A 12,708-nucleotide genomic window follows, 5' to 3' on the forward strand; every position below is an offset into this window, starting at 1 on the left:
GATAAACTTGACATACATGTTTGTTCCGAAACGCCCACGACATTGATATCTCTTGTCGCGTTTCGCCGTTTCCCTGTCTCAGGTTAAAGTCGAAACGCTTTAATGATTCTTGCAAAAAAACAAAAACTGTCGCATGCTCGCGGACAAGTGGGCGAAATACACCGGACCAACCGGACCTTCAGCCGCGAACGGAACCGTGTAACAGCATGAGATTTCGTTCTGACAGGCAACGCGGATTGAAGATAACCAAAGCCCGAAACCGAGGCGTGATCGAAAAGGCAGGATCACATGAAAATTGATAGATGGATGAAAGCGGCCCTTTTGGGAGTCGCAATCGGATTTACAAGCATTCCCACAGGTGTTTCTGCGGAAACTCTGAGGGTCATGAAAGGGGCTGCCTCTTCGGCACTGAACGTCCCGATGAACCGTGCGGTGGTTGTGGAAAGCGAGGTGCCCTTCGCTGAGCTCTCGATCGCAAACCCCGGCATCGCTGATTTTTCGACCCTGTCGGATCGCACCATTTACGTGCTTGGCAAGGCGCCTGGTCGCACCACGTTGACCCTTCTGGGCGGCGACGGTCGGCTGATCACCAATGTCGAGATCCACGTGGCCCCCGACATCGCCGAATTCAAGGAGCGCCTGCGTCAGATCCTGCCCGGCGAGCCGATTGAAGTGCGAACTGCCAATGACGGGATTGTCCTGTCCGGCACGGTCAGCTCGATCGGGCGCATGGACCGCGCCCTGGATCTTGCCAGCCGTTATGCACCAGACCGGGTCTCCAACTTGATGACCGTTGGCGGCACCCAGCAGGTGATGCTGAAAGTCCGCTTTGCCGAAATGCAGCGTTCCGTGCGCAAGGCCCTGTCCGGGTCGCTTGCCATCAAAGGCGGCACCAACCTGGGTGTAGTCAGCGAAACCGGCACCTGGCTGGATGGGGCCAATGATCTGGGCAATTCCACGATCACCCCCAGCAGCGGCACCGAGGGCGCCTTTGCCCTTGGCTTCAACGCGGGTGCCTTTGAAATTGGTATTCTTCTGGAAGCCCTTGAAAGCAAAGGGGTTGTCCGCACCCTGTCCGAACCGAACCTGACCGCACTCTCCGGGCAGGAAGCCAGTTTCCTAGCGGGTGGGGAATATCCGGTGCCTGTGGCCAACGGCGACAATGGCATCTCGATCGACTATAAACCGTTCGGCATTGAGATGACCTTTACCCCGCGCGTTCTAGCCGATGACGTGATCAATCTGGATCTTAAGGCCGCAGTGTCCGGTCTGGACAGCACGGTGAGCTTCAACAATGGCGGCTTCAACGTGAACGCCTTCCGCCGCCGCGAAACCTCCACCGTGGTTGAGCTGCGCGATGGTGAAAGCTTTGCCATTGCCGGCCTGATCGAAGATGATTTCCGCGACCTGTCGGGACAGGTGCCCTGGCTGGGCGATATTCCGGTGCTTGGATCGCTGTTCCGCTCGGCCGAATATGAACGCCGCCAGTCTGAACTTGTGGTCATCGTCACCGCCCATCTGGTCACCCCCACACGGGGCGACGCGCTGGCGCTGCCAACCGACCGGATCAAACCCCCGTCCGAGCAAGAGCTGTTCCTCTTTGGCAAAACCGCCTCCCCGAACCGTCCCACCAAAGGGGCTGCGGGAGAAGTGGCAAAACAGGATTTCTCCGGCTCCTACGGCTATGTGATGGAGGACAATTGATCCATGAAAACCGTGATGATCAAACCCCTTCTGGCCACAACCGCCCTGCTGACCCTGCTTGGGGCCTGTGGGGACGGACAGCGTGGCGTGTTTTTCGGTGAAGCCGGGTCTTTCCTGAATGAGGGCTATTTCGGCTCCGCGACCGTGCACAATACCGGCGTTCAGAATGGCGATATCCAGTATGTGATTGGCATGGCCAACCGCTTTGCTCAGGAAGTGCCCGATACCGTGAACTTTGCCTTCAACAGCGCCCAGCTTGATCAGCAGGCGCTGGCAATCATTGCCCGTCAGGCCGACTGGATCAAACAATTCCCCGAGGTCCGGTTCCGCGTCTTCGGATATACCGACAAGGTCGGATCCGAAGCCTATAACAAACGTCTGGGAATGCGCCGTGCCAATACCGTGGTCAACGCCCTTGTTGCCCATGGCATCAGCCGCTCGCGTCTGGAAGCAGTGGTCAGCTATGGCGAAACCAAACCTCTGATCGACGTGCCTGGCCGCGAACGGGCCAACCGCCGTGCCCTGACCGAAGTGTCGGGCTTTGTCGGCCGCCACCCCACGGTGATGAACGGAAAATACGCCGAAATCATCTTCCGCGAATATGTTCAGAGCGCCTATAGCGAACCGGCCCTGACACGCGCGGGTCTGGATGGCAGCGCCACACAATAAACGCATCACTCTTGTGATCAGGAAAGGGCGCGGTGCAAACCGCGCCCTTTTGGTTGGAACCGTCCGGGTAAACCCCGAGACAAACCCTGCCCCCGCCCCCCTGCAACAGGGACATTTCCTATCCCGTTTCGGGTTCCCGCTGTCTCCGCTTGAAATCAAACCCGGTCCAAAGGGTCGAAAACAGTTGACGGGTTCTAAAGACCCAAAAGGCACCGGATAAACCCTTAAGATCTAAAGATCTTTTCAGGAAATCACCCAATTTTCTCTTGTTACTGAATTCGAAACAGCCCGACACAAGCGCGCTGATCGTCCTGAAATGACGAATAATTACGATCTTTTGGCCCCAATCTTGCCCCTTTTGCCTGCCACAACTTCTGAGAATTGGAGCAGTGCGCACTCAATACGAGTCGCGCGTGATCCGGATGATTATCCGACAGGCCCGTAAGAGGCCGTGCATCCGGGGTGAATGAGAAGGAATGAACGCATGAGTGGGAACGTAGCGATACAAGCGGACGCCGCGCCGATCGTCGCCTGTACGATTTCGAGGGATGTGCAGAATTTCGACCTGCTGATTGAAGATATGGAAACCGAGCTGGGTGAAGCCTGGGGAGATCTTTCCATTGACGACGCCGTGGCCTTTTTCGGTCAGCCCGAAGCGGACACGCTGGAGTTTGTTGCCCTCGCCATCGATGATGGCGACGAGGAAAACCTGGTTAAGGTGGCCCACACGGTGAAATCGGCCGTGGAAAAAGGCATCAAGGTTGTTGTGATCGCAGAGGAGGTCAGCCCGATCGCCCTGCACCAGCTCCTGAAACTTGGGGCGGCCGAATTTGTCCCCTACCCGCTTCCCGAAGGATCGTTGCATGACGTGATCGAACGGCTACGCCGTCCGCCCCCCGCAATGCCTGCCCCCGGTGATGCAACCGCAGCGGTGAAGCCCAAGGGCGACCGGGATGGTGTGCTGTTTGCGGTGCATGGCCTGGCCGGCGGCACCGGGGCCACGACGCTTGCCACCAATCTGGCATGGGAACTGACACAGGTGGACAAGGACCGCGCGCCCCAGGTCTGCCTGCTGGATCTTGACCTGCAATTCGGATCGGTCTCGACCTTTCTGGACCTGCCCCGCCGCGACGCCGTATACGAGCTTCTGTCCGACACGGAGGCCATGGACCGCGACAGTTTCATGCAGGCGCTTCTGAGCTATCAGGACAACCTCAAGGTTCTGACCGCCCCAAATGACATTCTGCCGCTGGACCTGATCTCGAACGAAGATGTGGAACGACTGATTGAAATGGCGCGCTGCAATTTCGATTACGTGGTGATCGACATGCCGTCGACGGTGGTGCAATGGACCGAAACCGTGCTGCAGGAGGCGGAAGTCTATTTCACCACGCTCGAACTGGACATGCGCTCGGCGCAGAATGCGCTGCGTATGATCAAGGCGCTGAAATCCGAAGACCTGCCGGTTGCCAAACTGCGCCATGTGCTGAACAGGGCGCCGAAATTCACCGATCTTTCCGGCAAATCCCGGGTCAAGCGGCTGGCGGAAAGCCTTGATATTTCGATCGAACTTCAAATGCCTGACGGGTTGAAACCGGTGGCACAGGCCGGGGATCACGGCGTGCCTCTGGCTGATGCCGCCCCGAAAAACGCGTTGCGCAGGGAAATCCAGAAACTGGCCAAATCGCTGCATGAAATCAACCTCAGCGAAGCCGTCGCACAATAATCGGAGGTCAGGATGTTTTCCCGTTACAAGAAACAAAGCCCGCGCCCATCCCAGCCGCAGGGGACGCCCAATCTTCAGGCACTGGCCGGGGGAAAAAGTGACGTCCCTGCTGCGGCGACACCGGAACAGCCCCGCGTGCAGCGCCGCCCGACCGAACAGAAAGTCGCCGCCCGCGCAGCGCCGCTGGACAAGGAACGCAAGCGCAAGGAGCGCCTGTCCGAGCTCAAGGTCGAGCTGCACAAAGAGCTTCTGGACAGTCTGAACCTTTCGGCTCTGGAAACCGCCTCCGAAAAAGAACTGCGGGAAGAAATCACCGCGATCACCTCGGAATTCCTGCAAGACAAGGCCGTGGTTCTGAACCGTGACGAACGGATGAGCCTGAACCAGGAACTTTATGACGAGGTGACCGGGCTTGGCCCGCTGGAAACTCTGCTGAAAGATGACAGCGTCAACGATATCCTGGTCAACGGACCGCAGCAGATTTTCGTGGAACGTGCCGGCAAGCTGGAACTGACCGACATCACCTTTAAAGATGAGCGGCACCTGATGCGGATCATCGACAAGATCGTGTCGGCGGTGGGGCGTCGTGTGGACGAGTCAAACCCCCATGTGGACGCCCGTCTGGCGGACGGGTCGCGTTTCAACGCCATGGTGCCGCCGATTGCGGTGGATGGCTCACTCGTGTCGATCCGGAAATTCAAAAAGGACAAGCTGGGCATTGACGAGCTGGTGAATTTCGGGGCGTTTTCGGAAGAGATGGCCGCCTATCTTCAGGCCGCCGTGGCCTGCCGCCTGAACATCATCGTCTCGGGCGGGACCGGCTCTGGTAAGACCACAACCCTCAACGCGCTGTCTTCGTTCATCGACAACTCGGAACGGATCCTGACGATCGAGGATACGGCGGAACTTCAGCTGCAACAGACCCATGTGGGCCGGATGGAAAGCCGCCCGGCCAATGTCGAGGGCAAAGGCGCGGTCAGCCAGCGCGACTGTCTGAAAAACGCCCTGCGGATGCGCCCGGATCGGATCATCGTGGGGGAGACCCGCGGTGAAGAGGTGATCGACATGTTGCAGGCCATGAACACCGGCCATGACGGATCCATGACCACAATCCACGCCAACTCGGCGCGGGACGGGATTTCGCGCCTTGAAAACATGGTGGCGATGGCCGGGATCGAAATGCCGCTGAAAGCGGTGCGCTCACAGATCGCATCCGCTGTGCATCTGATTGTGCAGGCCTCACGCCTGCAGGACGGGTCGCGCCGCATGGTTTCGATCACCGAAATCACCGGCATGGAAGGGGAAGTGATCTCGATGCAGGAGGTGTTCCGTTATGAGCGCCTTGGCCTTGAACCCGATGGCAAGATCATCGGCCGCTTCAACGCCACCGGCGTGCGGTCACATTTCTCGGACCGTTTCCGCCAGTGGGGCTATGACCTGCCCTCAACCATTTTCGAACCGATCATCTAACGGAGGATCCCATGTCCATTTCACCAGAGCTTCTGATATATGGCCTGATCTTCGGCGCGGTGATCTTGCTGGTCGAAAGTATCTATCTGGCGGTTTTTGGCAAATCCATCAGCCTGAACAGCCGGGTGAACCGCCGTCTGGACCTGCTCGACAAGGGCGCACGGCGCGAAGAGGTGCTGGAACAGCTGCGCAAGGAAATGACCCAGCACATGAAAGCCAGGGGCTTTCCGCTGTTTTCAATCCTCGCGCTGAAGGCCCAGAAAGCGGCCATTGCCTTTTCACCGTCACAACTGATCATGGTGATGGGCGCCCTGTCCGCGATGGCCTTTGTTGGCCTGACCGTGGGCACCGAGGCCGCCCCTGCCGTGCGTCTGGTCGTGTCGATTGCCATGGGGGTTGGGGGCGTCTATCTCTGGGTCGACCAGAAAGCCAAGAAACGCATGGCGATGCTGGAAGAACAGCTGCCCGATGCGGTGGAGCTGATGGTGCGTTCCTTGCGCGTCGGCCACCCGTTCACATCGGCCATCCAGATCGTCGCCAAGGAAGTGCCCGATCCGCTGGGCACCGAAATCGGGATGATCGCGGATGAAAGCTCTTATGGGCGCGATGTGGGTGAAAGCCTCAAGGCCATGGCAGAACGCCTCGACATGCAGGATTTGCGCTTCCTCGCGGTGGCCGTATCGATCCAGCAGCAATCAGGCGGCAACCTGGCCGAGATCCTGGACGGTCTGGCCAAGGTGATCCGCTCGCGGTTCAAACTGTTTCGCCGGGTCAAAGCCATCACCGCAGAAAGCAAATGGTCGGGCATGTTCCTGTCCGGTTTCCCGATCGTGGCCCTGATCATGCTGCAGGTGATCCAGCCGAATTATTATGACGAGGTGAAAGAGACCGTCTATTTCATCCCCGCCGCGCTGATCGTGGCTGCGTTCCTCGTCGCCAATATCTTCGTGATGAAGATGCTTGTGAACATCAAGGTGTAAGCTCATGGACCTTCTGAACCAAATCCTGATCGACAAGCTTGGCCCGATGGGACCGCTGATGGCGGTGGGCGGGCTGGGCTTTGTGCTGATGCTGGTCGCCGTGCCGATCCTGTTCCAAAAAAAGGAAGACCCGCTCGACAAGCTGCGCAAAGGTCAGCGCAACCTCCCGCAAAATGACCGAAAGGCCCTTCGGGTGCAGGGCGGCAATGACAAGCTCGAGAAATATTCGGCCTTCCTCGAACCGCAGAACGAAGAAGAATATTCGGCGATCCAGCTGCGCCTGTTGCAGGCCGGTTATTCCGGGAAAGACGCAGTGCGCACCTATCACTTTGCGCAGTTTGCCCTGGGGATTGGCCTGCTGCTGTTCGGCGTTCTGATCGTGTTCCTGAAATCCCAAAACCCGACGATCCAGCTCAGCTCAACCGCCAAGGTCTTGTGGATCCTGGGCCCCGGCATCGCGGGCTATATGCTACCCAAATACTGGATCACCCGCCGGGTGGATTCGCGCAAGGAAGAGATCACAAACGGCTTTCCCGACGCCCTGGACATGATGCTTGTCTGCGTCGAGGCTGGCCAGTCGCTTGATCAATCCATCATCCGCGTGTCACAGGAAATTCGCGCAGGCTACCCCTCATTGGCGGACGAGTTCGAGATCGTCAGCTATGAGGTCAAGGCCGGTAAAGACCGCGTGCAGGTTCTGCGCGACATGTCGGAGCGATGCGGTGTGCAGGATGTGGGAAGCTTTGTGACCGTGCTGATCCAATCTGCCACGTTCGGCACCTCAATCGCCGAAGCCCTGCGTGTCTTTTCTGCCGAAATGCGGGACAAACGCGTGATGCGGGCCGAAGAAAAGGCAAATACCTTGCCCACCAAGATGACACTTGCCACAATGATGCTGACCGTGCCGCCCCTGCTGATCATTCTGCTTGGGCCGTCGATTTACAGTATCGCCCAGACCCTTCAGAACACCGGGTTCTGACCCCAGCGGTCTGGTGCCCGCAAGGAGTTCAGGGTGACCCGTTTCCACCCCTTCATCGTGATCCTGCCCCTGATGGCCGCACTTGCCGGCTGTCAGGGGTCTTCGCTTGGCGCCACCCGCACCGATGGCAATCCCTATGCCCCCAGCGGCCTGAAACGGGGGGAGACAAGCGTGGATGGCCTGTTGGTCGGGCACCGGCTGATGGCTGCGGAAGAATATGAACTCGCCCTCAAGGCCTATCTGCGGTCGGCGGCGGATCATGGGCTGACCGTCGATGTGCTCTCTGCGGTCGGCTCAGCCAACCTCAAGCTTGGTCGCCTGGGGCAGGCAGAAACCCTGCTGCGCCAGGCCGTCAAAAAGGACGAAAACTTTGTCCCGGCCTGGAACAACCTGGGCGTGGTGCTGATGGAAAAAGGCGAAATCCCCGAAGCCGCGCGTATTTTCCGCATCGCTTTCGGGCTGGATAGTGGCCAATCTGCCGATATTCGCGAGAATTTGCGTCTGGCCCTCGCCAGATTGAAAAACCCGGATTATGATCCGGTTAATGAAAACAACTTCGCGCTGATGCGTCGGGGGCAAGGGAACTATCTTCTGCTGTCGACGCTCTAGAGCTCATAAGGGCCATGCGCGAGTGAAATTGAGCAGCAGAGGACGCAGACATGCGCCATTCTATCCTTATGACCTTGTGTCTGGGCAGCGCCCTTGCGCTGACCGCCTGTCAGAAACCCGGCACCTCGGAAGATGTGGAACGGGCGCTGGCCGATGTGAATGTCATCGACGAAAGCAACCTCAATGACATCATGCTGACCGTGGGCGACCCCGAAGAGGCCGTGGCCTACTTTCTGCGCGCCACCAAAGGCCAACCCAAACGGGTTGACCTGCAGCGCGGGCTGGCCAAATCACTGATCCGTGCCAAACAACCCGCCCGTGCGGTCGCAGCATGGGAGACCGTGATGTCCCTGCCCGGGGCCACCGATGAGGACCGTGTCGGGCTGGCCGATGCGCTGATCCGCTCTGGCAACTGGGGACGCGCCGAGATTGAGCTCGACAAGGTGCCCCCCACATTCGAGACCTATAAACGCTATCGGCTTGAGGCCATGGTCGCCGACAGCAAGAAGGAATGGAAAAAAGCCGACAGTTTCTATGAAACCGCCGTGGGCCTGTCGACCAAACCTTCCTCGGTCCTGAACAACTGGGGCTATTCGAAACTGACCCGTGCCGATTACAAAGGCGCCGAGAAACTGTTTGCCGAAGCCCTGAGTTTTGACCCCACCCTGTTCACGGCCAAGAACAATCTTGTTCTGGCCCGGGGGGCGCAGCGCAAATATGACCTCCCGATCCTGAAAACCACCCAGGCCGAGCGGGCGCAGCTGTTGCACACGCTGGCGCTGTCGGCGATCAAACAGGGGGATATCACCATCGGCAAGGGGCTTTTGGAAGACGCAATCAACACCCACCCGCAGCATTTCGAGGCTGCCGTGCGGGCGTTGGAAGCACTGGAAAACAACGTCTCCAATGGCTGACCTGACCATGGCGCAAGGCGCCAGCGCCGCCCTGTGGTTCCTGCCCTTCGCGGCACCGATCTGCGTCTGGGCAGCGGTCAGTGATCTGAAGCGGATGAAAATCCCCAACAAGGCTGTCATCGCCTTGTTGGCGGTTTATGCAGTGGTTGGTCTGATCGCCCTGCCGCTTGAGGATTATGCCTGGCGTTACCTGCATCTTCTGGTGGTTCTGGTTCTGGGCTTTGTGTTCAATCTTGCCGGCGCATTTGGTGCAGGGGATGCCAAATTTGCAGCCGCAATGGCGCCGTTCATCGCCCTGCCGGACGTTGCCGATTTCCTGTTCCTGTTCAGCGCCACGCTGCTGGTCGGGTTTGCCCTGCACCGTCTGGCCCGAGCGATCCCGGCGGTGCGTCGCAAAACGCCCGATTGGGAAAGCTGGAAACGCAAGGATTTTCCGATGGGATTATGTCTGGGGGCCAGCCTGACCCTTCACCTCGCCCTCAGCGCCTCAACCGGGATGTGACCTCAATCTGGACCATAAAATATGGACCCCGAAAACCCGCCGTGATCCGGCGGGTTTTTTATTTATTTCAACTCTTTAAATCTGGAAGCTGATAAAGAACATAGTTCCCCGTGCGGCGAAGTTCCGTCACATCCTGCACCCATTCCGTCTCGCTGATTTCTTCCAGAACCAGCTTGCGCAGTTCCCCTGACTGGGGGCAGCTCGGCACAAGCAGCAGATCCGCGTTTTCAATCCCCGTCAGCCCGCCATAATACCACGGCGCCCCGCGCTGCAGCGGCTCTCCGGCCCCGAACAACCAATAGCTGGCAAGGATATCCGCGACGAAAATGGACTTGCCCTGCACCAGGCCCGCCGCGTTCAGATCATCCGCCACCCCCCGGAACCACGCCATCATGCCGCTTTCCAGCACGCAGGAGGGGAACTCTTCGCCCTTGAACTCCAGCTTTTCATCCTCCCGGTCCTCGGCCAGATAGGACGCCGCAAAAATGGTATCCGGCCCGTCAAATGGCCGGGAGACATTGATCAGGTTGGCCCGCACCCGTCTGGCCTGCAGATCCTCGCTTTGGGCCACATCCGGCAGGAACGGCACGAAATCTTCCACATCCGTCATCAGGTGGCGAAACGGGCTTTGCGCGATATTGAGAAATGACGGCGTCGCCAGCACAAAGGCGCAGCTCGCCGCAATCACCATTCCCCGGCCAAGGTCCCAGCCAAGCGCGTTGGTCACCGGTTGCGCCGGCAGAAGAGAGATCAGCAAAAGCCCGACAAGCCCGATCCATTGCGGATCATTTCCATAATTCTGATAGGTCACATAGACAAAGCCCGGCAGAAGCAAAAGAAGCACCAGCCCCTCACGCATCCGCCCGGCCTGACGCAGCAAGATCACCGCCACCAGCGCAAGCGCCGTGCCGGGCAGGTAGGCAGGGGCACTGATCACCTTGCCCAAAGGCAGGCCCGGGGAGGAGCGGAACTCACTGCCCGCAACATTCAGAAGATCGGCTAGATAAAGCAGCCAGTAAACCGGTGTGCCCGCGTAAAGCGTGATCAGCCCAACACCAACAAGCCCCATAACCAGCGCCCACAGGACGGTCCGCCCCGCCCCACGGGTCAACAGCGCCACCAGAACCGGTGGGAAAAAGGCTGCGAAATAGGTGACCTTGATCATCGCCATGACCACGAAAGCCGCGCCAATCAGAATGCCATCCAGCACCGGGCTGTCGGCAAATCGACTGGGCAGAAGCGCGGTCAGGATCGCCACAAAGGCCGCCACCCAAGCCCACCGGTTGTAATGCATCGATACGGAGAGCAACTGGTCTGCCTCGCCATGGATCAACCCAAGGCACAGCACGATCATCGCAATGGCAAAGACATGGCGCCAGATCCCCGCCAGTCGCGTCATCGACACCCACCAGATGGCCGGCAGGAACGCCGCCCCGACCAGCACCTGACCATAGAGAAAACTGTGACCAAAGCCGATGCCCATCTTGGAAAACAGCACAATCGGCAGAAATGCCATTGCCCCGATCGGGGTCACGAAATCCAGATGCGGCACCTGCCCTGCGCTCATCCGTGTCAGGATCTGCAACAGATGCAGCGTATCCCCTTCATGCTGCCCGACAAAAAGCCCCCCCTTTGCCAGTAACACCCCGGAAAAAAGGGCAAAAAGTGCGATTTGCACCGCTGCCAAAATGATGCCTTTTTCTTTGCTCATGCCTGCCCTCTTTCCCCTGTACCAAATGATGAAGCGCCCTTTATCGGGCGTGTGTTCATTGTGATTTTGGCCTTGTTTCTGGCGGAAAAGAGCAAGAATCGCAAGATTTGGGTGAGGACGACAGGCATGAATATTCACGCAAACGAAATGATTGCACCCCCTCCTCTGCGCAGGCTGGAGGAGACCGGGCTGACCATGGTGATGATGCGGGACGTCCTGCTCAAGACCATGTTCCGCACCAACCTGGAACGCGTCAGCGATCTGGAACGCACCCTCGCCCTGCCCGGCCGCGTGGTGCAGGAACTGATTGATATCTGTCGCGAGCAATCGCTGATCCAGGCCATGGGCACGATGCATGCCGGTGCGCAAAGCTCGGAAATGGGCTATCGCCTGTCCGATGCCGGCAAGGCACGGGCGCTGGATGCGCTGGCCCAGTCGGAATATTACGGCGCCATGCCGGTGCCGATGGAGGTCTATGCCGAGCAGGTGAAACGCCAGTCGATCCGCAACATCCAGATGACCCGCGAACAACTGACCTCAGCCATGGGGCACCTGATCCTGCCGCCCAACCTGCTGGACCAGCTTGGCCCCGCAGTGGGGTCAGGCCGTTCGATCCTGATGTATGGCCCGCCGGGCAACGGGAAATCCTCGATTTCCAACGGGATCCGCGACGCCCTGGGGGACAAGATCTATGTGCCGCGCGCGATTGTCTATTCGGGGCAGATCATCACCGTCTACGACCCGATTGTGCATACTGCGGCCGAAGATCACCTGGATGACCCCAACAGCCTGCGGCGGTCCTCCTCGAAATTTGATCGCCGCTATGTGCTGTGCGACCGGCCGACCGTGATCACCGGGGGGGAACTCACCCTCGACATGCTGGATCTGAAATACAACCCCACCGCGCGCACCTATACCGCACCTTTGCAATTGAAGTCCTCAGGCGGCGTGTTCATCGTCGACGACCTTGGTCGCCAGTCCGAACCACCGCAGGCGCTGATCAACCGCTGGATTGTGCCGCTTGAAGAGAACAAGGATATTCTGGCCCTGCAATCGGGTGAGAAGTTCGAGGTGCCGTTCGACACGCTGGTCATTTTCTCGACCAACTTCCACCCGAATGAAATCTTCGACAAGGCGGCCCTGCGGCGGATCTTTTACAAGATCATCATCGACGGACCGGACCAGGAAGGGTTCCTCAAGATCTTTGCGCTTGTGGCGCGCAAGAAAAAGATGCCGCTGAACGAAGAGGCGCTGGTCTATCTGCTGCGGGAAAAATACCCGACCATCGACAATGTGTATGCCAATTACCAACCGGTTTTCCTGATCGACCAGATGATTTCGATCTGTGAATTCGAGGGCATCCCCTATCAGATGTCCCCGGAGCTGATCGACCGCGCCTGGGAAAACATGTTCGTCAGCGACCGCGAGATCATTCACTGATCCC

Annotated in this window: 11 protein-coding genes; 10 read left to right on the plus strand and 1 reads right to left on the minus strand. The window is 58.7% G+C overall.

The genetic code is table 11. The annotated features are described in order from the left end of the window. Window positions 1–288 precede the first annotated feature (288 nt). From K3J57_RS08710 to K3J57_RS08750, 9 genes are all read left to right on the plus strand, one after another. Window positions 289–1,704, plus strand: a complete 1,416-nt coding sequence (locus K3J57_RS08710; RefSeq protein ID WP_259783652.1) for a type II and III secretion system protein family protein — start codon at window positions 289–291, stop codon at window positions 1,702–1,704. Window positions 1,705–1,707: 3 nt separating this feature from the next. Then, window positions 1,708–2,373 (plus strand): OmpA family protein, encoded by a 666-nt coding sequence (locus K3J57_RS08715; protein WP_055189364.1) that lies wholly within the window; start codon window positions 1,708–1,710, stop codon window positions 2,371–2,373. Window positions 2,374–2,857: 484 nt separating this feature from the next. Beyond that, window positions 2,858–4,099, plus strand: coding sequence for a CpaE/TadZ family protein (locus K3J57_RS08720; protein ID WP_259783653.1), 1,242 nt, complete (start codon window positions 2,858–2,860; stop codon window positions 4,097–4,099). Between the two features lie 12 nt (window positions 4,100–4,111). Next, entirely contained in the window at window positions 4,112–5,569 is a 1,458-nt protein-coding gene (locus K3J57_RS08725; protein WP_173486533.1) for a TadA family conjugal transfer-associated ATPase, read from the plus strand. An 11-nt stretch (window positions 5,570–5,580) separates the two neighbouring features. Then, a complete protein-coding gene (locus K3J57_RS08730) occupies window positions 5,581–6,549 on the plus strand; it encodes a type II secretion system F family protein (RefSeq protein WP_259790801.1) in 969 nt (322 codons plus the stop codon). A gap of 4 nt (window positions 6,550–6,553) precedes the next feature. Next, complete coding sequence (locus tag K3J57_RS08735; protein ID WP_259783654.1) at window positions 6,554–7,528, plus strand: type II secretion system F family protein; 975 nt, start codon at window positions 6,554–6,556, stop codon at window positions 7,526–7,528. A 72-nt stretch (window positions 7,529–7,600) separates the two neighbouring features. Further along, window positions 7,601–8,137: a tetratricopeptide repeat protein gene (locus K3J57_RS08740; RefSeq protein ID WP_259774850.1), complete on the plus strand. Its 537-nt coding sequence runs from the start codon at window positions 7,601–7,603 to the stop codon at window positions 8,135–8,137. Window positions 8,138–8,187: 50 nt separating this feature from the next. Next, complete coding sequence (locus K3J57_RS08745; protein WP_173486536.1) at window positions 8,188–9,051, plus strand: tetratricopeptide repeat protein; 864 nt, start codon at window positions 8,188–8,190, stop codon at window positions 9,049–9,051. Then, entirely contained in the window at window positions 9,044–9,553 is a 510-nt protein-coding gene (locus tag K3J57_RS08750) for an A24 family peptidase (protein WP_259790803.1), read from the plus strand. The genes K3J57_RS08745 and K3J57_RS08750 overlap by 8 nt, the downstream gene beginning before the upstream one ends. A gap of 67 nt (window positions 9,554–9,620) precedes the next feature. Here K3J57_RS08750 and K3J57_RS08755 read toward each other — a convergent pair whose 3' ends face one another. Beyond that, the gene (locus K3J57_RS08755; RefSeq protein WP_259790806.1) at window positions 9,621–11,264 is read right to left on the minus strand and encodes a hypothetical protein; all 1,644 of its coding nucleotides are present in this window, start codon (window positions 11,262–11,264) and stop codon (window positions 9,621–9,623) included. Window positions 11,265–11,390: 126 nt separating this feature from the next. On the opposite strand from K3J57_RS08755, the gene K3J57_RS08760 reads away from it, so the two are divergent. Continuing rightward, window positions 11,391–12,704: a DUF8689 domain-containing protein gene (locus K3J57_RS08760; protein ID WP_259775452.1), complete on the plus strand. Its 1,314-nt coding sequence runs from the start codon at window positions 11,391–11,393 to the stop codon at window positions 12,702–12,704. The last annotated feature ends 4 nt before the right edge of the window (window positions 12,705–12,708 follow it).

This window comes from Aliiroseovarius crassostreae (assembly GCF_025137635.1).
Classification (GTDB): domain Bacteria; phylum Pseudomonadota; class Alphaproteobacteria; order Rhodobacterales; family Rhodobacteraceae; genus Aliiroseovarius; species Aliiroseovarius crassostreae.

What these genes read in the sequence shown, in the direction of transcription:
- K3J57_RS08710 (WP_259783652.1), top strand. Translation starts at nt 289, where the DNA reads ATGAAAATTGATAGATGGATGAAAGCGGCCCTTTTGGGAGTCGCAATC.
- K3J57_RS08715 (WP_055189364.1), top strand. Translation starts at nt 1,708, where the DNA reads ATGAAAACCGTGATGATCAAACCCCTTCTGGCCACAACCGCCCTGCTG.
- K3J57_RS08720 (WP_259783653.1), top strand. Translation starts at nt 2,858, where the DNA reads ATGAGTGGGAACGTAGCGATACAAGCGGACGCCGCGCCGATCGTCGCC.
- K3J57_RS08725 (WP_173486533.1), top strand. Translation starts at nt 4,112, where the DNA reads ATGTTTTCCCGTTACAAGAAACAAAGCCCGCGCCCATCCCAGCCGCAG.
- K3J57_RS08730 (WP_259790801.1), top strand. Translation starts at nt 5,581, where the DNA reads ATGTCCATTTCACCAGAGCTTCTGATATATGGCCTGATCTTCGGCGCG.
- K3J57_RS08735 (WP_259783654.1), top strand. Translation starts at nt 6,554, where the DNA reads ATGGACCTTCTGAACCAAATCCTGATCGACAAGCTTGGCCCGATGGGA.
- K3J57_RS08740 (WP_259774850.1), top strand. Translation starts at nt 7,601, where the DNA reads ATGGCCGCACTTGCCGGCTGTCAGGGGTCTTCGCTTGGCGCCACCCGC.
- K3J57_RS08745 (WP_173486536.1), top strand. Translation starts at nt 8,188, where the DNA reads ATGCGCCATTCTATCCTTATGACCTTGTGTCTGGGCAGCGCCCTTGCG.
- K3J57_RS08750 (WP_259790803.1), top strand. Translation starts at nt 9,044, where the DNA reads ATGGCTGACCTGACCATGGCGCAAGGCGCCAGCGCCGCCCTGTGGTTC.
- K3J57_RS08755 (WP_259790806.1), bottom strand. Translation starts at nt 11,264, where the DNA reads ATGAGCAAAGAAAAAGGCATCATTTTGGCAGCGGTGCAAATCGCACTT.
- K3J57_RS08760 (WP_259775452.1), top strand. Translation starts at nt 11,391, where the DNA reads ATGAATATTCACGCAAACGAAATGATTGCACCCCCTCCTCTGCGCAGG.